Origin of the sequence: Hymenobacter canadensis (genome assembly GCF_027359925.1) — a bacterium.
Lineage (GTDB): Bacteria > Bacteroidota > Bacteroidia > Cytophagales > Hymenobacteraceae > Hymenobacter > Hymenobacter canadensis.
This window is the reverse complement of sequence record NZ_CP114767.1, coordinates 1,038,632-1,058,564: the sequence shown is the minus strand read 5'-3', so window position 1 is coordinate 1,058,564 and position 19,933 is coordinate 1,038,632. Positions and strand designations below refer to the sequence as shown.

Here is a 19,933-nt window from a genome sequence, read left to right as displayed (position 1 = left end):
AACCCGTATCTTGAGGCTCACACCGCTCTTGTTCTACGCCATGCAAAAAGCCCTTCTCACCCTCCTGCTCTGCGGCCTCTCGGCTACCTGGGCCGTGGCCCAGCTGCCGCTCACGCCCCGCCAGCTCTACCCTGGCCTGTTTGAGGCGGTGCAGCAGGGCCGTGTGTACCCCGATAATAAGACGTTCGTGGATATGGTGCCACTGGCGCCGCCGGCCCGCATTCTGGCCGACTACGCCCAGCAGCGCACCCAGCCCGGCTTCAACCTGTCCACCTTCGTAAAGGCCCGCTTCCGGCTGCCGACCTCCGACGCCAGCACCTACCGTAGCAACGTAGCAGCCGGCCTGCGTCCCCACCTCGATACGCTCTGGCGCGTGCTGGAGCGCCGCCCCCAGGATTCGGTGGCCCGGTACTCGTCGCTGCTGCCGCTGCCCAAGCCCTATCTGGTGCCGGGCGGGCGGTTCCGGGAAGTGTACTACTGGGACTCTTATTTCACGATGATCGGGCTGAGTGAGGCCGGCCGCACGCCGCTGGTTCGCAGCATGGCCGACAACTTCGCCTTCCTGGTGAACCGCTACGGCTTCATCCCGAATGGCAACCGCAGCTACTACCTCACCCGCTCGCAGCCGCCCTTTTTCGCCCTGATGGTGCAGCTGCTGGCCCAGCAGCAAACCGACTCGGTGCTGCCGCGCTACCAGCCCGCACTACTGCGCGAATACGCCTACTGGATGGCCGGGGCCGACTCGCTGGCGCCCGGTAAGGCCAGCCGCCGCGCCGTGCGGATGCCCGGCGGTGAGGTGCTCAACCGCTACTGGGACAGCAGCACCGAGCCGCGCGAGGAGTCGTATGCCGAAGACGTGGCCGCGGCGAAAGGCCTGGCCAACCCGCGCCAGTTCTACCGCGACATTCGGGCGGCGGCAGCTTCCGGCTGGGACTTCAGCACCCGCTGGTTTGGGCCCGATGGCAAGCTGACGTCCATCCGCACCACCGAGCTGGTGCCCGTGGACCTAAACTGCCTGTTGCTGACCCTGGAACAGACCCTGGCCCGCTCCTACAAAGCCCAAGGCCAGGCCGCTGCCGCCAAAACCTGGGAGCTGAAAGCCACCAAACGGCAGGCCGCCATTCAGCGCTACTGCTGGAACAAAGCCGCCGGCTGGTACACCGACTACGACCTCACGCAGCGCCGCCCGGCCACCATCCGGACGCTGGCGGGCGTGTTTCCGCTGGCGTTCGGGGTGGCCACCGCGCCGCAGGCCACGCAGGTAGCGGCCGGCCTGAAAGCGGACTTCCTAAAGGATGGCGGCCTGCTCACCACCCTCAACACCAGCGGCCAGCAGTGGGACGCGCCCAATGCCTGGGCGCCGCTGCAGTACCTGGCCATCCAGGGCCTGCGCCGCTACAACCAGCAGCCCCTCGCCGACACCGTCGCTACGCGCTGGGTGCGCCTGAACAGCCGCGTGTTTCAGCAAACCGGCAAACTGCTGGAGAAATACAACGTCCAGGACACCCACCTGCCCGCCGGCGGCGGCGAGTATCCGCTGCAGGATGGCTTCGGCTGGACCAACGGCGTGCTGCTCTACCTGCTGAATCACGCCACTACCAAGCAGCCGTAGGCAGCGGTTTTTCGTAATCAGTCCGGCGTGAGGGCCGGGCCCAGGAAACGCATGCCGTGCTTTTCGCCCAGGGCTCTGCGCGCTTCCGGGCTCTGGTCGGGCATGGCGCTGGCCGTGCGGAAATATTCTTCCATGGTGCCGGCCGGCTGGTGCATCACTATTAAGTGCGCCGTTCCTTCGCTGGTTTTCACGAAGGCGTGCGGCATGTTGCGCGGCACAAACAGCGAGTCGCCTGCCTTGAGGCGCATGGTTTCTTCCCCGGCCTGAAACTTGAACTCGCCGGCTTCCACATAGAACCACTCGTCCAGGTCGGTGTGCAGGTGCAGCTGCGGGCCTACTTTGGCGGGCCGGAGCGTATCGAAAATGACGCACCGGCCCTGCGTGTCGCGGCCGGAAACCTTTACCGTGAACAGGGCATCCAGGAATTTGAAGGGCCGGCTGGTACTGTCGGTTCCGGCCCTGACCAGCAGGCTCCTGCGGGGCGGGGCCGCTGGCCCCTGCGACGGGGCAACAAACGACGAAACAACGGCCAGCCCGGGCGCGGCCAGCGACAGATGCAGGAAGGAACGACGCAACATTACTACAGGACTGATGTACAAAGGATAAGCTATTGATTTTCAAAGTACAATCCCACAAAATCACCCATACATGTGATGCCCCAAGTCGGCAGGCATCAAACAGAAAAACGCCCCGTACAAAATTGTACGGGGCGTTTTCAATAATTCTTGTGCAAGGCCGAATGCCTCTTCTATTCCACGCCTACCGCCGAGTCCATGTCGGGGTGCGGGGTGCGGTCTTTGTGCAGGATGGTGTGGCCCAGCTTGTCGCGCTTGGTGGTGAGGTACCGCTCGTTGTGCTCGTTGGGCTCCACCTCAATTCCTACCGATTCCACGATTTCGAGGCCGTAGCCCATCAGGCCGGTGCGCTTGCGGGGGTTGTTGGAGAGCAGGCGCATCTTCGAGATGCCCAGGTCGCGCAGGATTTGGGCGCCTACGCCGTAGTCGCGCTCATCCATGCCGAAGCCCAGCTCTAAGTTGGCTTCCACGGTGTCGCGGCCCTGCTCCTGCAGCTTGTAGGCGCGCAGCTTGTTGAGCAGACCGATGCCGCGGCCTTCCTGGTTCATGTACACAATTACGCCGCGGCCTTCCCGCTCGATGTGCTGCATGGCCCGGTGCAGCTGTGGGCCACAGTCGCAGCGGCAGCTACCGAAGATGTCGCCCGTGACGCAGGAGCTGTGCACGCGCACCAGCACCGGCTCGTCGCCCGAAATGTCGCCTTTTACCAACGCCAGATGCTGGGCGTTGGTGGTGCGCTGGGTGTAGGCAATCAGGTCGAAGTCGCCGTAGTCGGTGGGCAGCTTCACCGAAATTTCGCGGGTGATGAGGCTCTCCTTGTCGAGGCGGTAGCGGATCAGGTCCTGTACCGAAATCAGCTTGAGGTTCCACTTGGTGGCAATTTCGCGCAACTCGGGCAGGCGGGCCATTTCGCCGTCTTCCTTCAGGATTTCCACCAGCACCCCGGCCGGTTCGAAGCCCGCGAGGCGCGAGAGGTCGATGGCGGCTTCGGTGTGGCCGGCGCGGCGCAGCACGCCTTCCTTGCGGGCTCTCAGCGGGAAAATGTGGCCCGGCTTGCCCAGCTCCTCCGGCTTAGTGTCGGGGTCGATGAGAGCCAGGATGGTCTTGCTGCGGTCGGAGGCCGAAATGCCGGTGGTCACGCCGTTTTTCAGCAAATCGATGCTCACGGTGAACGGCGTGGCGTGCAGGGCCGTGTTGCGGCCCACCATCAGCTCCAGGCCCAGCTCTTCGCAGCGCTGCTCGATGAGCGGGGCGCACACCAGGCCACGGCCGTGGGTGGCCATAAAGTTGATAACCTCAGGGGTGGCGCAACGGGCGGCGCAGATGAAGTCGCCTTCGTTTTCACGGTCTTCGTCGTCAACGACTACTACAACTTTGCCGGCGCGGATGTCGGCAATGGCGTCTTCAATGGAATCAAGCATGAATCGCAGATTTTGCAGATTATTGGGATTTCGCGGATAAAGGTTCGGGTGAGAACCGCGCGATGCTGCTGCTACAACCAGCACCAGTGCCGCGAAGTTACGGAATGAGTTATGGAGTACTGTATAAAGAACGTCATCTAGAGGCGCAGCCGAAGCATCTCGCCAGCGTAGCAGACTTCAATTATTGTTGTTACGCAGTAGCCAATAGCCAGTAGTGCGAACTTTGTAGTTCGCGGCCCCGCGCCGTAACAACTGCCTGAATGGCGCGGGGCGCGGACTACAAAGGTCGCGCTACTGCCTGCTGCGGTGCAGCACTTACTCAGTTACTCAACTACTCAGCTACTCTTTCGCCAGCTCGATGGCACGCTGCTGGGCGGCTTTCATGCCAGCTTTCAGGGTGTCGGCCAGGCCGCCGGCGCGGAATTCGCGCAGGGCGGCTTCTGTGGTGCCGCCCTTGGAGGCTACAGCCGCAATCAGCTCGTCGGGGCTTTTGTCGGAGGAGTTGAGCAGGTGGTAGGCGCCCAGCATGGTTTGCTTTACCAGCAGCCCGGCCACCGACTCAGAGAAGCCCAACTCGCGGCCGGCCTGCATCATAGCCTGCACGATGTAGTAGAAATAGGCTGGGCCGCTGCCGCTCACGGCCGTCACGGCGTCGAGCAGGCTCTCATCTTCCAGAAAAATAGAGCGGCCGGTGGCGTTCAGCAGGTTTTCGACCTGGTGCAGGCGGCTGCGCTCCACTTCCGGCGCCGCCGAAAACCCGGTGATGCCCAGCCCCAGCAGCGCCGGCGTGTTGGGCATGGCGCGCATCACCTGCTGGTGGCCCAGCTCGCGCTGCAGCCGCCCAATGGGAATGCCGGCCATGATGGACACCACCACCTGCGTCGGCTGCAGCACGGCCCGCAGCCCGGCCGCTATTTTGCTGAAATCCTGCGGCTTCACGGCCACCATCACCACGTCATAGGTGCCCACGTGCGCTTCGAGCAGGCCGGTGGGCAGGCCCCGGTGGGTGGCATCGAGCCGCTGGCAATGCGCCGCGTCGCGGCCGAGCAGCAGCAAATCGGCGTGCTCCACGAGGTTGTAGTGCAGAAACGCCTTGGCGAAGGCCATACCCATGTTGCCGCAGCCCAGGATTGCAATGCGAAGAGGAGTCATGGGGTGGTTAGTTGAAAAATATGAATTGAGAAGGTAGAGGCGTTTTGAAGGTGTGCTTAACGCAGCCGGTGGCAATCCAGGCAAAGTAAGCAGGCGCTGACGCACTGCTATACAACCATACAATTTGGTTTATCCAACCTGCGCGAGAAGTTCGTGAATTACATAGCCAACTGCCAAAACCACGCATGTTGCCAGAATAACCAGCCCCAGAACAGGCCCGCCAAACAACGCCATGAAACTATCCACTTCTGCCACGCCAGGTGTCAGCGGATCATGGATGACGCGGACGTACGCTCCGACAAGACCGTTCTCGCCATCGCCCAGTTCTGATACAAACTGCCACTGCTTGCCTTGGTACGAAAAGGCTATTATAGGCCTAAACCATCTGTCGCCCTCCTCGTCAACGCGTTCCACAAACCCTATTATTTCCCCGGTTTTATGTACTCCATAACGTTTCAGGCGGATAGCTCTTTTCAACGATGCCAATGCTTCGTTGAAGCTTCGCAACCACATTCTGCTGAGTAAGACCATCAGCAGTATAATCACCAGCCAGTGCATAACGCGGGCTATTTAAACAACGCCTCCAGCTTGTTGGTGGCGGCTTCCCAGTCGTAGTGCTCCTGCACAAACAGGCGGCCCTGACGGCCTAGCTGGGCGGCGGCGGCGGGGTCGTTGAGCAAGCCGATAATGAGGGCGGCCAGCTCCGGGGCCGACTCGCCTACCAGCAAATCATCGCCGGGGCGGCCGCGTAGGGCGTTGTTGGCCAGCGGCGTCGTCACGCAGGGCCGCTCCATGGCCATGGCTTCCAGCAGCTTGTTCTGCAGGCCGGTGCCCACGCGCATGGGCGCCACAAACACCTGCGTGGCGGCGTAGGCGTCGCGGATATCGGGCAGGCGGCCGCTGACCGTGACGGCGGCCGAGGCCAGGGCCTGCACCCGCGCCGCGGGCGTGGTGCCCGCAATCAGCAGGCGGGCTTCGGGGTGCAGCTGGCGCACCAGGGGCAGGATTTCCTCGGCCAGAAACACGGCAGCATCCACGTTGGGGTGGTAGCTCATGTTGCCGCAGAACAGCAGCTCATGAGTGGGTTGGGTGGCGCGGGGCTGGAAAAACTGCGTGTCGATGCCGTTGAGCACCACCTGAATCCGGGCCCGGTGCGGGTGCTCGATGAGCTGGCGGTCTTGGTCGGAGATGATGGTGTGGTGGCGAAACCAGTCGAAGGCCTTCGCTTCGTAGGTGCGCAGCCGGCGGCCTTCGCGCAGCCAGAGCGGCCGTTGCCAGAGCGGCGCATTCTCGGCCCGGCGCAGCATACCTTTCGAAAACACGTCCATGTAATCGAGCGTCATGGGCAGCTGCGGGGCGTGGGCGCGCAGGTAGTGCGCCATCCGGATCAGCTGGCAATACACGTGCTCGGGCCGAAACTGCCGGATCAGGGCATCGAGGTGGCCCTGGGCCGTGCGGTCGTGGAAGTAGCCCACTTGCAGCGGCAGTCCCTGGGCCAGGGCGCGGGTCATGTTCAGGGCAATGCCGGGGCGGCTGAGGCGGTGTACGTGCAGACCGCCGGTGCACAGCGGCTGCACGGCGGCGTAGTCAGCGGCCGTCACTGGTTCATCAGTCAGCGTAAACAAGCAGACTTCGTGACGCCTGGCCAGGTGGCGCAGCTGATGGAAAGCGCGCAGCTTGTCGCCCTTGTCGAGCGGATACGGAAACCGGGACAGCAGTACGAGAAGCTTCATCGGGGGCAAACTTACGCGGTTTCAGCGCGGCGCTGGCGCACTACGCTGTACAAATCCACAAAGCTTTCCACCACGCGGCGGTTGTCGTAGAGGCGCCGAATGGTGCGGGCGGCCTCCTGCCCGATCAGGTCAGCGGCCAGTTCGCCGGCGTAGTAGCGGCCCAGCACGTCCAGCCAAGCGGCGGGCGTGTCGCGCACCACAATATCGAAGTCGTCTTTCACGTGGATGCCTTCGGCGCCCAGCGTGGTGCTCAGAATGCACTTGCCCTGGGCCATGCCCTCGATGATTTTGATGCGCATGCCGCCGCCGCTCAGCAATGGTACCAGCATGATATCGTACTGCTGCATGAAGGCCGCCGCCGACTCCACGAAGCCGTGCACCGTCACGCCGGGCAGCTGCAGCTCGCGGAAGCGGGCCGGCATCTGCTTGCCGGCCAGGTGCAGCTCCAGGCCGGGGAAACGGGCCGCGGCTTGGGGCCACACTTCGCGCAGAAACCAGTCGAGGCCTTCCTGGTTGGGCAGCCAGTCCAGCGAGCCAATCATGAACAACGTCCGGGGCTTGGGCTGGATGGCGGGGTCAGGCTGGAAGCGGCCGGAATCGACGCCGGCCGGAATGAACACAATCGGCTCTACCCCACCCAGCCGGCGCAGGCGCTGCTGATCGGCTTCGGTAATAGCGGCCACGCCATCGAAACGGTGCAGCATCCATTTCTCGAACTGCTGAAGCCGCTGCGCCAGTTTCTGCAGGTACCATTTCTTGAGCGGATTGCGGGTATTCTCAGCCAGCTGCTTCCAGATGGTGTATTCTACGTTGTGGGCCCGCAACACCACGGGCGGCAGGTGTTTCCAGTTCGATGCGTCGCCGAGCGTACTTTCCACCCAATAGCCGGCGTACCACGCCACAAACGTGCCTTCCATCTGCACCACATCATAAGGCTCCGCAGCCAGCAATTCCGCCAGTTTCGCCTTCGCAGTTTCGCTTACAAACCGCTCCACGTTGTACGGCAGCTCACTGCCGAGCAGATTCCGCAGGGCTTTGATGGGTGACAGGCGCGTGTCAATGTCCACCGTAACCAGGCGGAAGTTAGGCCCGAGATGGTCGAGGGCATCGGCGGGCTGGTAGTGCTTGGGCGTATTCAGGGCCAGCATCGTTACGCGGTGGCCGGCCTGCACAAGGCCCGCAGCTACGCCGTACATGGCAATGGCCCCACCATCGGTGAGCGGAAACGGAACGCGCGGACAAAGCTGCAGAATGTGCACTTAGTGGATTTTGGGGGTGGTGGAATGGTGGGTTGTGGTGGAGTGGTCAAAGGCAACTGTCATCCTGAGCGGAGCGAAGGACCTTATCACGCCTAAACGAAACGTTGTTACCATAATCGTTCAACCATGACAAGGTCCTTCGCTTCGCTCAGGATGACAGATAATCCACCAAACCATATCTACGCCTGAAATTGGCGCACCAGGGAGGCAATCTGCTCGTCGGTGCCCAGGAACAGCATCACATCGCCGGGCTGCGGGATGGTGTCGGCGCTGGGGCTCACCAGCAGCTCGCCGTCGCGGTGCTTGAGGCCGATGACGGTGGCGCCGGTGCGCGAGCGGATATCCAGCTCGCGGATGCTGCGGCCGCGCCATTCGGGGCGCATTTCGTCGGGACGCAGCTCTTCCAGCCGCAGCTTGTTGGGGCCCAGGCCCGAAATCATGTCCAGAAACCGGATTACCTCGGGCCGGATGACGAGGTTGGCCATGTGCGAGCCGCCGATTTCGTCGGGCATCACCACCGAGTCGGCGCCGGCGCGCAGCAGCTTGGCTTCGCTGGTTTTGAGGCTGGCGCGGGCAATGATCTTGATGCCCGGGTTCAGCTCGCGGGCCGTCAGGGTCACGAAGACGTTGTCGGCATCCTTTGGCAGGGCTGTGATGAGGGCCCGGGCCCGGGCAATGCCGGCGGCCAGCAGGGTTTCGTCGGTAGTAGCATCGCCGAAAACGGCCAGAATCTTGCCGCCCAGCGAGTCCACGGTGCTTTTAAGCAGGGCTTCACTCTGTTCCACAATCACTACCTGGGCCCCGCCGTCGTGCAGCTCGTGGTAGGCTTTGCTGCCGTTGCGCCCGAAACCGCAGACGATGATATGGTTGGACACATTGCGGATTTCCTGGTCAGTGCGAAGCATTTGAAAGAGGTTGCGCAGCTCGCCATCAAAGATGTAGGTGGTCAGCACCGACACCAGGTAGGCCACCACGAGCAGGTTGAAGAAGATGTAAATAGAAACAAACAGCCGCCCGTCCGGCGACATCGGATGCAGCTCCCCAAACCCCACCGTGGAGATGGTAATCATGGTCATGTAGAAGGCCTCGGCCAGGGTGAATTTCTCAATCCACATGAACCCCAGGATACCGCTGCCGAAACTGACAATGGTGAGCACCACGGCCAAGAAAAACCGACTCAGGTTAAAGCGGTGCCACATTTTTCAGGTAACAATCAAGAAGTAAACGGTAAGCCCATCTGGCATTCAGCAGGCATTCCCATGCTTATCAGGAGGGCCGCCCGACGCGGGCTGCCGGCGCAGCCCATCTACGCAAGATTGACAGGCAGGCCCAATTTTAAATCTTTAATTCTGAATTTATACTTGACCTACGCCCCGCGCGGAATGACCGTGCCCAGCAGATTGGCCAGCTGGTTGTCCATCTGCTTGAGCAGGTGGATGGTTTGCAGGTTTTCCATCATGCTGGCCTCGTCTACGGGATTACGCAGGGCTTCGAGGCGCACGGCCAGCTCGCGCTCCACGTTCACCTTGTTGAGGCGCAGAATGGCGTTGTCGCAGGCCGTTTGCAAGAGGTCCAGCTCGCGGGGCACATGAATCTGGTGGGTGGTCCAGTTGGGGCTGAGCTCGTACTTTTCAGTGGCCAGCTCGGCCACCACGCTGCGGATATCGGAGCGGCCGTGCTGGATGAGCGTGCGCACCTCAGGCCATCGGCCCTGCTCCAACTCCTGCCGGCACAGCTGCATCATATCGGCATACACGCTGGTTTTGAAAGGCGTATCATCCAGCTGCTGCAGCAGGTACTGGGCCACGGCCACCTCGGGGGCCAGCGGCTGGGCCGAGTAGAGCAGCAGCAGGCGCACCACTTCCCGCTCGCACTGCTCCAGCACGTCGGGCACGGGCTCCAGGTCTTCGCGGGTGAGCCCCTGCAGGTCGCCACCGCCACCCATCAGGTCGTCCGGCGACGCGCCGTACATCAGGGCTTCGGCCTCTTCCTCGGGGCTCATGGGCCGCGGGGCCGGGCGCTGACTGGCCCCGCCACCGGGCACCTGCTGGCTGCCGGAGCTGCCGCCACTATAACCGCTGGCGCTGCCCGCCGCCCCGCTCCCACTGCTGCTCTGGCCGCCGGGCGCCTTTTGGGTGGCGTTGCGCACCAGCTTGTTGTACTCCGTGATGAGCACCTGCTCATCGATGCCGAAGGCCTGCGAGGTCTGCTGCAGGAACACCTGGCGCTTGATGGGGTCGGGCACCTTGGCAATGCTCTGGAGCACCTCGCGAATGGCCTCCGCTTTCTTCACCGGGTCGTGGGCCGCCTCCCGGCTTACCAGGTCGGTTTTGAACTGGATAAAGTCCTGGCTGGCGTCGTCGAGGTGTTCCTTGAAGCGCTGGTCGCCGACTTTGCGGATGTAGCTGTCGGGGTCGTCGCCGTCCGGAAACAGCACCACGCGCACGTTCAGGCCGCCTTCCAGCAGCATGTCAATACCGCGCAGCGAGGCCCGGATGCCGGCCGCGTCGCCGTCGTAGAGCACCGTCACGTTGTCGGTGTAGCGCTTGATGAGGCGGATCTGCCCTTCGGTGAGCGAGGTACCCGACGAGGCCACCACGTTCTTAATCCCGCCTTGGTGCAGACTCAGCACGTCGAGGTAGCCTTCCACCAGGTAGCACAGCTCATTCGAGCGGATGGGCTGCCGGGCCTGGTAGAGCCCGTAGAGCACGTCCGACTTGTGGTAAATCTCCGACTCGGGCGAGTTGAGGTACTTGGCGGTCTTGTCGTTGGGTTTAAGCGTGCGCGCCCCGAAGCCGATGACGCGGCCCGACACGTTGTGAATCGGGAACATCACGCGGCCCCGGAACCGGTCGTAGCGGCGGCCGGTGTCCTGGCCGTTGTCGTCTTCGCGGCGCACCACGAGCCCGGTTTTCTCCAGGTACTTCAGCTCAAACCCCGCCGCCGTGGCCGATTTCAGCAGGTCATCCCACTGGTCGAGGGAGTAGCCCAGCTCGAAGGTTTTGATGGTGGTCTGGTTGAGGCCGCGCTGCTTGAGGTAGCTCCAGCCGATGCTCTGGCCTTCCTCGTTGTCGTTGAGCAGTTTGTGGTAGTGGTCCTTGGCCCAGTTCGAGACGATGAACTGGGAGTCCTTTTCGTTCTGGGCCAGCTGCTGCTCGGGGGTCTTTTCCTCTTCCTGAACGTCGATGCCGTACTTTTTGGCCAGGTACTTCAGGGCCTCCACGTAGCTGGTACCCTCAATGTCCATGATAAACTGCACCACCCCGCCGGCCTTGCCGCACCCAAAGCACTTGTATAGGCCCTTGGCCGGGGCCACCGAGAAGCTCGGCGACTTTTCGTGGTGAAACGGGCAGCAGGCCCACATATTCTGGCCCTTGCGCTTGAGGCTCACGAAGTCGCCCACCACCTCCACAATGTCGGCGTGGTGGATAATCTGGTCGACGGTTTCTTTGGGGATACGGGCCAAGGCGGTGTGGGCAACAGGGGTAGCAGCGAAACAGGACCCCAAAGGTAGGCAGGAACCGCCGCGAAGTGGCAGGGTAAAAGAACGTCATGCTGAGCTTGCCGAAGCATCTCGCGTGCTGACGTTGCCAAATCGTTGAACGGCAACCGCTCCGTAGCCCAGGGTTTAAACCCTGGGCTACGGAGCAACCTCAGCACGCGAGATGCTTCGGCAAGCTCAGCATGACGTTCTATTTAAGCGCACAGACTCCTCCACTTACCCCAGCAGCGGCTTCACCCGCTCGCCCAGCAGCTCAATGGCGCGGAGCAGCTTTTCGGGGGCCAGGTCGGCGTTGTCCATCTGGAAGGTGACGCGGCTCACGCCGCCCAGCGACTCGGCGTGGCGCAGAATCTTGGCCGCTACTTCCTCGGGGTTACCCACCAGCAGCGCACCGCGCGGGCCGCGCTGGGCCTCGAAGTGGCCGGGCGTGACGGGCGGCCAGCCCCGCTCCCGCCCGATGCGGGTGAAGGTGCGGGCGTAGCCGGGGTAATAGTCGGCCACGGCCTGCTCGCTGGTTTCGGCCACGTAGCCCAGGGAGTGCAGGCCCACCTGCAGCTGCTCGGGCGCGAAACCGGCCTTCCGGCCGGCCTCGCGGTACAAATCAACCAGCGGCCGGAAGCGGTGGGTTTCGCCCCCGATGATGGCCACCATCAGCGGCAGCCCCATGGCCCCGGCCCGCACAAACGACTCGGGCGTGCCGCCGACGCCGCGCCAGATGGGCAGCTGCGCCTGCATAGGTCGCGGGTACACAACCTGCCCCGTGAGGGCCGGCCGGAACCGCCCCGACCAGCTCACCTGCTCCTGGTCGCGGATCTGGAGCAGCAGGGCCAGCTTTTCCTCGAACAGGGCGTCGTAGTCGTGCAGGTTCAGGCCGAAGAGCGGAAAGGCTTCGGTGAAGGAGCCGCGGCCCACCACCAGCTCGGCCCGGCCGTTGCTAAGCAGATCGAGGGTAGAAAACTGCTGAAACACCCGCACCGGATCGGCGGCGCTGAGCACGGCCACGGCGCTGCCCAGCCGGATGCGGCTGGTGCGGGCGGCCGCCGCGCCCAGAATCACGGCCGGCGCCGAATCGAGGAACTCGCGACGGTGATGCTCGCCGATGCCGAAGAAATCCAGGCCCACCTGATCGGCCCGCTCGATGCGCTCCAGGAGCTGGCGCAGGGCCGTGGCGTTGTCGGAGGAGGTGCCACCCGTGGGGGCCGCGGCGAAGCTGTCGATACCAAGCTGCATGAGGGGGGGAGTTGTCAGTTGTTAGTTGTCCGTTATCAGGGCTAAAGCTACGTCCTGCCTGGCAACGGGCAACTGGCGGTTCGCAGAACGGTGTAGAGACGCAATAGTTGGAGTCTCGTCGTTGCTGACGTTGGGTAAGTCTGCGCGACCCCAGTCGTTCAACGACAAGACTCCAACTATTGCGTCTCTACATCGTTCACCTGCTCACAACGGCAGTAGCGCGAACCGCAAAGTTCGCGCTACTGCCGTTGTGCTGCTAGATATTGTGGCTGGCCGTGGTTTCGGGGATGATGACCACGTAATCGTAGTTCATGATGGTCGTCATCAGCTCAGAGCTGCTGATTTTCAGCTGGTCGCGGAGCAGGGCGCGGCGCAGGGGGCGCACGTCGAACACCTGCCAGGCGGTGCCGGCGGGCGTGGCGGCCACGAAGGGCCGGACCATGTCGGTATCGGCGTTGGAGTAGGAGGCCACGTTCTTGCTGAAATCGGTGAGGTTGAAGCCGCTGGTCTGGGTACCCTGCTTGCCGATGATGAAGATGTGCAGCGACTTCTGGTCCTGCATTTCGGCCAGGTTCAGGGCCAGGTTGCCCACGTCGTACATGCCGCCGGTGAAGCTGGCCCCGCGCCCCACGTGGCCGGCCCCGAACTTGAAGAGCATCTTGGGCAGCGGCTGGCCCGGCTTCTGGTAGGTCGTTAGTTCGGCCATCAGACTGCGGCGCATCAGGTTCACGCGGTCCTGGTGGCTCTGGAAGCTGGTTTTGGGCTGGATGGCCGTCTGGTTGATGTGGACGCTGGTAATGTACTCCTGCACCATGCGCTGCACTTCTGAGCTTTCCTGGCGGGCCAGGGCTGTCAGGCTATCCAGGGTGGCCGGCGTGTGGCGGTACACCATCAGCTGGCCGGGGTCGGTACTCATCACGGCTTGGTTGTGGGCCTGGTAGGCAGCGCCCCGCTGCCGCAGATACGCCGCCGACTGCTTGTTTTTGGTTTTATCAGCCAGCAGCGCGTAGAAGCGGCCCGGCGCGAAAAAGCCCACCTGCTCCAGCCCTACTAGGGCCGTATTCTGCGCCCGCAACGCCCGGGCCAGCTCAAATTCCTCGGCCCAGCTGTAGAAGGAAAGCCCCATCGGGTACTGCCGCTCAACGGCGGTGGGCAGGCCAGGCTGCGCGGCCAGCCGCGTCAGGTCGCGGGCCTGGTACTTATCGATTTCGGCCACGAATACTTTCGGTTTCAGCACCTGGGCCACGGCCTGGGTGAACTGCGGAATCTGGGCCATGCCGTGGTCTTCGCCCAGCAGCACCACCTGGCTTTTCTCGATGTCCTGCCGCAGCTTGTCCCAGCCCGCCCCGGAAAACTGGGTGCCCTTCTGCTCCAGCGCAAACTGGTATTTGTGGGTGAGGCGGGTCAGCGTGCTGTCCTGGGCCTGGGCGGGCAGGCTGAGCAGGCCGGCCAGCGCCAAGCCGGCGGCCAGGCGCAAACGGCGGGCGGCAGTGGCGGTAGTGAGGCAGAGCGGAAGACGGAAGGGAGCGTACATCAGGGAAGATTTAGTTGGCGAGTGGTAGATTCTGGAACAAAGAAATTGTAGAGCTTTAGGCTTCCGAAGTTTCTTCGACCAAGCGCGGGCCCCACACCACCAAAGCCCGACTTGGGCTGCTGTTTTGCTATGCCAGAATCTGTTTTGCGGGCCACCGGGCGCTGGCCGGCCCCGAGTGCCCGCACCACCACGCTGCTGCTGCAGGCGCTGCTGTGGCTGGTGCTGGCCGGGTTCTACTTCGCCTGGAACAACCGCCCCAACTTCCGCTTCGACGGCCCCATCTGGCCGCTGGTAGGGCTGCAGATGGGCTACGCGGTGCTGCTGTTTAATGCCCTGGTGTACCTGATTATTCCGCGCTGGCTGCTGCGCGGGCATTACGGGCGGGCCCTGGCCAGCGGGGTGGCCGCGCTGTACGGGTTCCAGTTCTGGATGTACGCCGGCACCCGGCTGGCCGAAACGTACGTGCCGCTGTCGGGGGTGCTGCGGCGCACGATGCACGGGTTTTACGTGGAAGGCTTCTGGGCCGGGCTCATCAGCCCCGGTCAGCAGCTGAGCGTGTTTTTCGGGCTGCTGGCCATCTGTTTGTTTCCGGTGCTGATCAGCTTTCTGGCTTACGCGCTGGTGGTGGACCGCCGCCGGCTGCAGCTGGAGCGCAACCACCTGCGCCTGGAGCTGGGCTACCTCAAGTCCCAGATCAACCCGCAGTTTCTGTTCAACACCCTCGGCAGCCTGCACCAGCTCACCCGCACCCGCGACGCCCGGGCCGGTGACGTGGTGCTGCACCTGGCCGACCTGATGCGCTACACGCTCTACGAAACCGATACCGAGCTGGTGCTGCTCAGCCGGGAGCTGGAGTTCCTGGGAGATTACCTGGCCCTGGAACGCCTGCGCCGCCCCGATACCGTGCGCCTCACCCACGAAACCACCGGCACGCCCACCCACCAGCAACTCGCGCCGCTGCTGCTGCACCCGTTCCTGGAGCGCCTCTGCGCCGGCCTCGATGCCGCCGCGCCCGGCACCGCCGCCACCCTGCACAGCACCGTGGCGGTGCAGCCCGAGGCCGTGACGTTTACCCTGACCCGCACCAGCGCCGCGCCCCTCACCTACCGCCCCGACGCGGCCGTGGACGCCGCCCTGCGCCGCCTGGCCCTGCTCTACCCCGGCCGGCACACCGTGGCCCTCACCGAAGACGCCCACCGCGTGCACCTGCGCCTCCACCTGCAACTCCCGCCCGATGCGCCGCTGGCTCGCTGATACCCGCACCCGCGCCAGCCGGTTTTTCGCCACGCCGGGCGGCCGGGTGCTGCGGCACGCGGCCTGGTGGCTGCTGTTTATCGGCTTTGAATATTACGTGTTCCGCGGCTTCGGCCAGACGCCGGTGGTAACCTGGAGCTTCGTGCTGAAGGATGCCGTGGCAGCCATCGGCAGCTACTATTTCTTCTCGGAGGTACTGCTGCCGCGCGTTTTGCTGCGGCGGCGCTGGCTGCTCACGGGGCTGGGGCTGGTGGCCATCTACTACTTCTGGGCGCTGTGCTCCTACGCCTGCTACGCCCTGCTGGACCGCGCTGGCCTGATTTCCGCGGACCTCTACAGCTACGCGCACCGCTTCCTCGACGGCAGCCTGTGGGCCGGGGTGTTTTCGTGGCGCAGCGTGAGCATGGGCCTCAACGATTTTGCCGTGACGGTGGTGCCGCCCATTCTGCTGCGCTTCATCCGGTTTCTGCTCCGCAGCAGCAACCACAGCCTGCGCCTGGAGCGCGAAAACCTGCATCTGGAAGTGAATTTCCTGAAAGCCCAGGTGAACCCGCACTTCCTGTTCAACACCCTCAACAACCTGTATATGATGGTGGTGAAGCAGGATGAGCGCGCGCCCGACATGGTGCAGCACCTCACCCGGCTGCTGCACTACACGGTGTTTGAGTCGGATGCGGCGCTGGTGCCGCTGGCACGGGAGGTGGAGTTTCTGGCGGCCTACCTGCAGCTGGAGCGCCTGCGCTACGGCCAGAAAGTGCGCATCGACTACCAGCAAACCGGCCCGCTGGAGGCCTACCGCGTCACGCCCCTGCTGTTCTTCCCCTTCGTGGAAAACGCCTTCAAGCACGGCGTGGATAGCAGCCTCGATGCTTCCTGGGTGGCCATTTCCCTCACGGCCGCCGATGGCTGGCTGCAGTTCGAGGTCCGCAACAGCTTCAGCCCCGATGCGCCCCGGCGCGAGGTGGGCGGCGTGGGCATTGCCAACGTGCAGAAACGCCTGGCCCTGCACTACGCCCTGCAGGACTACCAACTCCACCTCACCCACGACCCCGACGCCTATACCTACCGCGTAACCCTGGCCCTGCGCCTCGCCCCGGCCGCCGCCGATGTTTCCGCCGCGGCTTCCCTCCTGCCCATCTCCCCAATGCTATGATTAACTGCCTGATTATCGACGACGAGCCCTTTGCCCGCGAGCTGCTTCAGGGCTACATTGCCCAGATGCCCGGCCTGCACCTGGTAGCCAGCTGCGAGCATGTCTTCGAGGCCCTGGAGGTGCTCCAGCAGCAGCGCATCGACCTGCTGTTTTCCGACATCAACATGCCCCAGGTGAACGGGCTGGAGTTCATTCGGTCCCTGCACAACCCGCCCTACGTCATCTTCGTGACGGCCTCGCCCCACCACGCGCTGGAAGGCTACGAGCTCGACGCCCTCGATTACGTGGTGAAGCCCGTGTCGTTTCCGCGCTTTATGAAGGCCGTGAACAAGGCGCTGGCCGTGGTGGGCAGCCGCCCGGCCGCCCCGGTGGCAGCCGCGCCGCAGTTTCTGTTCGTGAAGGAGGGACACTCCCTGCGCCGGGTGCTGTTCGAGGAAATCTACTACATCGAGGGCATGAAGGACTACATCCGCATCGTGCTCAAAAACCAGATGATCATCACCTACCTGCGCATGAGCCGCGTGGAAGACCAGCTGCCACCCAGCCGCTTCATCCGCATCCAGAAGTCCTACATCGTGCGCCTCGACGCCATCCGGGCCATCAGCGGCAACGAAGTTGAGCTCTACGACCTGCCCGAAAAGCTGCCCATCGGTAAGCAGCACAAAGAACCCCTGCTGGCCCAGTTCGGGCTGTAATGGTGTTCCAATAGAACGTCATTCCGAGCAGCACGAGGAATCTCGCGTGCTGATGTTTTGGCCGTGGGAACGGTGTAGAGACGCAATATTTTGCGTCTCGTCGTTGCTGACTCTGGGTTCGTAGGAACGATGTAGAGACGCGACACTTCGCGTCTCGTCGTTGAACGACCGGAACCGCGTCACTTAAACAACGTCAGCAACGACGAGACGCAAAATATTGCGTCTCTACATCGTTCAGACCAGCTCAACGTCAGCACGCGAGATTCCTCGTCGCTGGCTCAATGCGCCACATGCTTGGAATGACGTTCTATGGGAACAATGTTGCGCAACCGCCGCCCCGGTTTCCGGGTTATCTTTGCGCTTTGCATCCGCACTTTCTTCGCTGACTATAAATGGAACCCATTACCAAAGAAGCCGTCCTCAAGGCCCTGAGCTACGTGGAGGAGCCCGACCTGGGCAAGGACCTCGTGACGCTCAACATGATTGAGGACGTGCAGATTGACGGCCGCCGCGTGTCGTTCACCGTCGTGCTCACCACGCCCGCCTGCCCCCTCAAACAGCTCATCCACGACGCCTGTGAGCGGGCCATCCACACCATGGTGGACAAGGACGCCGAAGTGGTGATTGTGATGACCTCGCGTGTGACCACCATGCGCCAGAACCGCGACCTGCTGCCCGGCGTAAAGAACATCATTGCCATTGCTTCGGGCAAGGGCGGCGTGGGCAAAAGCACCGTCACGGCCAACCTGGCCATTGCGCTGGCCAAAACCGGCGCCAAAGTGGGCCTCGTGGATGCCGATATCAGCGGCCCCAGCATGCCCCTCATGTTCGGCGTGATGGACGAGCGGCCCCACGTCTTCCAGGGCCCCGATGGCAAAAACCTCATCCAGCCCATCGTGGCCCACGGCGTGAAGCTGATGAGCATCGGCTTCCTGGCCCCGGCCGAGTCGGCCATTGTGTGGCGCGGCCCGATGGCCTCCTCGGCCCTCAAGCAGTTCATCACGGAAGTGGACTGGGGCGAGCTGGACTACCTGCTGCTCGACATGCCCCCCGGAACGTCCGACATCCACCTCACCATGGTGCAGACGGTGCCCGTCACCGGCTCGCTCATCGTGACCACCCCGCAGAAAGTAGCCCTGGCCGACGCCGAGAAGGGTCTGCAGATGTTCCGCCTGCCGCAAATCAACGTGCCGGTGCTGGGCATCGTGGAGAACATGGCGTGGTTTACGCCCGCCGAGCTGCCCGACAACAAGTACTTCATCTTCGGCGAAGGCGGCGGCAAGTCGCTGGCTGAAAAGCACGAGGTGCCGCTGCTGGGCCAGATTCCGCTGGTGCAGAGCATCCGCGAAAACGGCGACCAGGGCACGCCCGCCATCCTGCAGGAAGGCACGCCGGCCGCCGCCGTATTCGCGCAGCTGGCCGAGGAGCTGGCCCGCCAGGTCAGCATCCGCAACGCCGTAGCGCCGAAAACGAACATCGTAGAGATGAAGTCGTAGCCGAGCCCTAGGCCCCAGGGCTGAAGCCCTGGGCTAATCAGCGGGCTCCTTGTTTTTCGCTGCGTAGCCCAGGGCTTCAGCCCTGGGGCCTGCGTTTCCCCTGAACTTCTCCCCGCTCCGGCCGGTTTACTGTAGCGTCGGATGAATGTTCTACCTTTGCTTTCGTATTGCCGACGCTGGCGGGCTCTTTGCCGCCCAGCCAGCGTAAAACCCGTGAAATCCCCGTTATGACCGTATCGCCCGCCGTGGAAACCCATCCGCTCCTGCCCCGCATCGAACAGGCGCTGGACAGCATCCGGCCCTACCTGGCCGCCGACGGAGGCAACGTGCGCGTGCTGGAAATTACCGACGACATGGTGCTGCGCCTGGAGCTGCTCGGCGCCTGCGGCACCTGTCCCATGTCGCCGATGACGCTGAAAGCCGGCGTGGAGGAATCGGTGAAGAAGGCCGTGCCCGAAATCCGCGCCGTGGAGGCCATCAACGTCACGCCCATGAGTGAGCAGCCCGCCGGCCAGGTCCGGTAGGTTCGTTTCTTAAGTAACACAGCAGCGCCCCGCTCCTGCCGGTTTTTCGGTTGGGGCGGGGCGCTGTGGGTTTTTGGGAATTGGCACGAGTGGGTGTAAACCAATAGTCTACAGTCTGCGTCATCACTTTTTTATTTTGGCACGTTGTGTTTATTAATCACCTCTTCGTTTATATAATCCCTAACGACTTCAAAATTATCTATGGGCTCACCATCATATAAATCGTCATTAAAGTCGTGGTCAACTGTCCTGTCCCAGAAAACACGCTGTTCAACTACTGGAAAATATTTGGGAGTCTCTGTAATCCAAAAATTACCATATCCGCCTGAATAAGCACCTACGGGTTTGAAGTAAGCGTTGAATAGCCGTTCATCAACCGATTGAAAGTAGAAACTTCGGATTTTTAATGTATCCAGTGAATATGGATTGATAGCATTAAGTACTACTAACCCAAATACAATCAGTGAACAGATAATATTACTCCCTCTTAGCACCTGTGTTAAAAACCGGTTATCTGTCTCGTTTTTAAAACCTAATCTTAACGCGAATACAGAAAGCAGAATTGAAAAAATCACATCAGTCCAGAAACCTGTCAGTGAAAAATCGGTAAGTAAAACCGTCAGAAGATAGACTATGAAAAATATTGTCGTGATTATTTGCTTTCTAATTTTCATGTGATTGGATTACAGTGATGGCAATTTATCGTACAGTGGAGCATTTTATCATTTCAACTCTATTATAGCCGTTTTTCGAACCGCGTACCGGTCCGGTGGACTGAGCCCGTCGGGCCGGC

17 protein-coding genes are annotated in these 19,933 nt (G+C 62.5%); 6 read left to right on the top strand and 11 right to left on the bottom strand.

Annotated elements, in window-relative coordinates; all coding sequences use genetic code 11:
• Positions 1-40 precede the first annotated feature (40 nt).
• Positions 41-1,612 carry an alpha,alpha-trehalase TreA gene (gene treA, locus O3303_RS04520; protein WP_269560875.1) on the top strand — a complete coding sequence of 524 codons (1,572 nt, stop codon included), beginning with the start codon at positions 41-43 and terminating at the stop codon, positions 1,610-1,612.
• Positions 1,613-1,629: 17 nt separating this feature from the next.
• Here treA and O3303_RS04515 read toward each other — a convergent pair whose 3' ends face one another.
• From O3303_RS04515 to O3303_RS04470, 10 genes are all read right to left on the bottom strand, one after another.
• Positions 1,630-2,190 carry a cupin domain-containing protein gene (locus tag O3303_RS04515; protein WP_269560874.1) on the bottom strand — a complete coding sequence of 187 codons (561 nt, stop codon included), beginning with the start codon at positions 2,188-2,190 and terminating at the stop codon, positions 1,630-1,632.
• 170 nt (positions 2,191-2,360) lie between these two features.
• The gene (locus O3303_RS04510) at positions 2,361-3,608 is read right to left on the bottom strand and encodes a bifunctional 3,4-dihydroxy-2-butanone-4-phosphate synthase/GTP cyclohydrolase II (RefSeq protein ID WP_434086413.1); all 1,248 of its coding nucleotides are present in this window, start codon (positions 3,606-3,608) and stop codon (positions 2,361-2,363) included.
• 339 nt (positions 3,609-3,947) lie between these two features.
• The gene (proC, locus tag O3303_RS04505; RefSeq protein WP_269560873.1) at positions 3,948-4,760 is read right to left on the bottom strand and encodes a pyrroline-5-carboxylate reductase; all 813 of its coding nucleotides are present in this window, start codon (positions 4,758-4,760) and stop codon (positions 3,948-3,950) included.
• A 129-nt stretch (positions 4,761-4,889) separates the two neighbouring features.
• On the bottom strand, positions 4,890-5,318 hold the full coding sequence (locus O3303_RS04500; RefSeq protein WP_269560872.1) for a DUF3592 domain-containing protein: 429 nt from the start codon (positions 5,316-5,318) through the stop codon (positions 4,890-4,892).
• Positions 5,319-5,326: 8 nt separating this feature from the next.
• Positions 5,327-6,493: a glycosyltransferase gene (locus O3303_RS04495; RefSeq protein ID WP_269560871.1), complete on the bottom strand. Its 1,167-nt coding sequence runs from the start codon at positions 6,491-6,493 to the stop codon at positions 5,327-5,329.
• 11 nt (positions 6,494-6,504) lie between these two features.
• Entirely contained in the window at positions 6,505-7,752 is a 1,248-nt protein-coding gene (locus O3303_RS04490; protein WP_269560870.1) for a glycosyltransferase family 4 protein, read from the bottom strand.
• A gap of 179 nt (positions 7,753-7,931) precedes the next feature.
• Positions 7,932-8,951 carry a potassium channel family protein gene (locus O3303_RS04485; RefSeq protein WP_269560869.1) on the bottom strand — a complete coding sequence of 340 codons (1,020 nt, stop codon included), beginning with the start codon at positions 8,949-8,951 and terminating at the stop codon, positions 7,932-7,934.
• A gap of 167 nt (positions 8,952-9,118) precedes the next feature.
• Positions 9,119-11,218 (bottom strand): DNA primase, encoded by a 2,100-nt coding sequence (dnaG, locus tag O3303_RS04480; RefSeq protein ID WP_269560868.1) that lies wholly within the window; start codon positions 11,216-11,218, stop codon positions 9,119-9,121.
• Positions 11,219-11,470: 252 nt separating this feature from the next.
• Positions 11,471-12,484 (bottom strand): LLM class flavin-dependent oxidoreductase, encoded by a 1,014-nt coding sequence (locus O3303_RS04475; protein WP_269560867.1) that lies wholly within the window; start codon positions 12,482-12,484, stop codon positions 11,471-11,473.
• Positions 12,485-12,740: 256 nt separating this feature from the next.
• Positions 12,741-14,018: a hypothetical protein gene (locus O3303_RS04470; protein WP_269560866.1), complete on the bottom strand. Its 1,278-nt coding sequence runs from the start codon at positions 14,016-14,018 to the stop codon at positions 12,741-12,743.
• Positions 14,019-14,147: 129 nt separating this feature from the next.
• Here O3303_RS04470 and O3303_RS04465 point away from each other — a divergent pair, with 129 nt between their 5' ends.
• The 5 genes from O3303_RS04465 (at position 14,148) to O3303_RS04445 (ending at position 19,140) form a co-directional block, all read left to right on the top strand.
• Entirely contained in the window at positions 14,148-15,272 is a 1,125-nt protein-coding gene (locus O3303_RS04465) for a sensor histidine kinase (protein ID WP_269560865.1), read from the top strand.
• Complete coding sequence (locus tag O3303_RS04460) at positions 15,253-16,425, top strand: sensor histidine kinase (protein ID WP_269560864.1); 1,173 nt, start codon at positions 15,253-15,255, stop codon at positions 16,423-16,425. Before O3303_RS04465 ends, O3303_RS04460 begins: the two co-directional genes overlap by 20 nt.
• Positions 16,422-17,120, top strand: a complete 699-nt coding sequence (locus O3303_RS04455) for a LytR/AlgR family response regulator transcription factor (protein WP_269560863.1) — start codon at positions 16,422-16,424, stop codon at positions 17,118-17,120. Before O3303_RS04460 ends, O3303_RS04455 begins: the two co-directional genes overlap by 4 nt.
• Before the next feature lie 392 nt (positions 17,121-17,512).
• A complete protein-coding gene (locus O3303_RS04450; protein WP_269560862.1) occupies positions 17,513-18,616 on the top strand; it encodes an Mrp/NBP35 family ATP-binding protein in 1,104 nt (367 codons plus the stop codon).
• A 227-nt stretch (positions 18,617-18,843) separates the two neighbouring features.
• Positions 18,844-19,140, top strand: coding sequence for a NifU family protein (locus O3303_RS04445; RefSeq protein ID WP_269560861.1), 297 nt, complete (start codon positions 18,844-18,846; stop codon positions 19,138-19,140).
• A 131-nt stretch (positions 19,141-19,271) separates the two neighbouring features.
• Here O3303_RS04445 and O3303_RS04440 read toward each other — a convergent pair whose 3' ends face one another.
• On the bottom strand, positions 19,272-19,814 hold the full coding sequence (locus O3303_RS04440; RefSeq protein WP_269560860.1) for a hypothetical protein: 543 nt from the start codon (positions 19,812-19,814) through the stop codon (positions 19,272-19,274).
• Positions 19,815-19,933: the final 119 nt, after the last annotated feature.

Excerpts from the sequence above, each read along its gene's own strand:
- proC (WP_269560873.1), bottom strand. The coding sequence starts at position 4,760 with ATGACTCCTCTTCGCATTGCAATCCTGGGCTGCGGCAACATGGGTATG.
- O3303_RS04500 (WP_269560872.1), bottom strand. The coding sequence starts at position 5,318 with ATGCACTGGCTGGTGATTATACTGCTGATGGTCTTACTCAGCAGAATG.
- O3303_RS04465 (WP_269560865.1), top strand. The coding sequence starts at position 14,148 with ATGCCAGAATCTGTTTTGCGGGCCACCGGGCGCTGGCCGGCCCCGAGT.
- O3303_RS04470 (WP_269560866.1), bottom strand. The coding sequence starts at position 14,018 with ATGTACGCTCCCTTCCGTCTTCCGCTCTGCCTCACTACCGCCACTGCC.
- O3303_RS04450 (WP_269560862.1), top strand. The coding sequence starts at position 17,513 with ATGGAACCCATTACCAAAGAAGCCGTCCTCAAGGCCCTGAGCTACGTG.
- O3303_RS04460 (WP_269560864.1), top strand. The coding sequence starts at position 15,253 with ATGCGCCGCTGGCTCGCTGATACCCGCACCCGCGCCAGCCGGTTTTTC.
- O3303_RS04440 (WP_269560860.1), bottom strand. The coding sequence starts at position 19,814 with ATGAAAATTAGAAAGCAAATAATCACGACAATATTTTTCATAGTCTAT.
- O3303_RS04510 (WP_434086413.1), bottom strand. The coding sequence starts at position 3,608 with ATGCTTGATTCCATTGAAGACGCCATTGCCGACATCCGCGCCGGCAAA.
- O3303_RS04445 (WP_269560861.1), top strand. The coding sequence starts at position 18,844 with ATGACCGTATCGCCCGCCGTGGAAACCCATCCGCTCCTGCCCCGCATC.
- treA (WP_269560875.1), top strand. The coding sequence starts at position 41 with ATGCAAAAAGCCCTTCTCACCCTCCTGCTCTGCGGCCTCTCGGCTACC.
- O3303_RS04495 (WP_269560871.1), bottom strand. The coding sequence starts at position 6,493 with ATGAAGCTTCTCGTACTGCTGTCCCGGTTTCCGTATCCGCTCGACAAG.
- O3303_RS04475 (WP_269560867.1), bottom strand. The coding sequence starts at position 12,484 with ATGCAGCTTGGTATCGACAGCTTCGCCGCGGCCCCCACGGGTGGCACC.
- O3303_RS04455 (WP_269560863.1), top strand. The coding sequence starts at position 16,422 with ATGATTAACTGCCTGATTATCGACGACGAGCCCTTTGCCCGCGAGCTG.
- O3303_RS04485 (WP_269560869.1), bottom strand. The coding sequence starts at position 8,951 with ATGTGGCACCGCTTTAACCTGAGTCGGTTTTTCTTGGCCGTGGTGCTC.
- O3303_RS04515 (WP_269560874.1), bottom strand. The coding sequence starts at position 2,190 with ATGTTGCGTCGTTCCTTCCTGCATCTGTCGCTGGCCGCGCCCGGGCTG.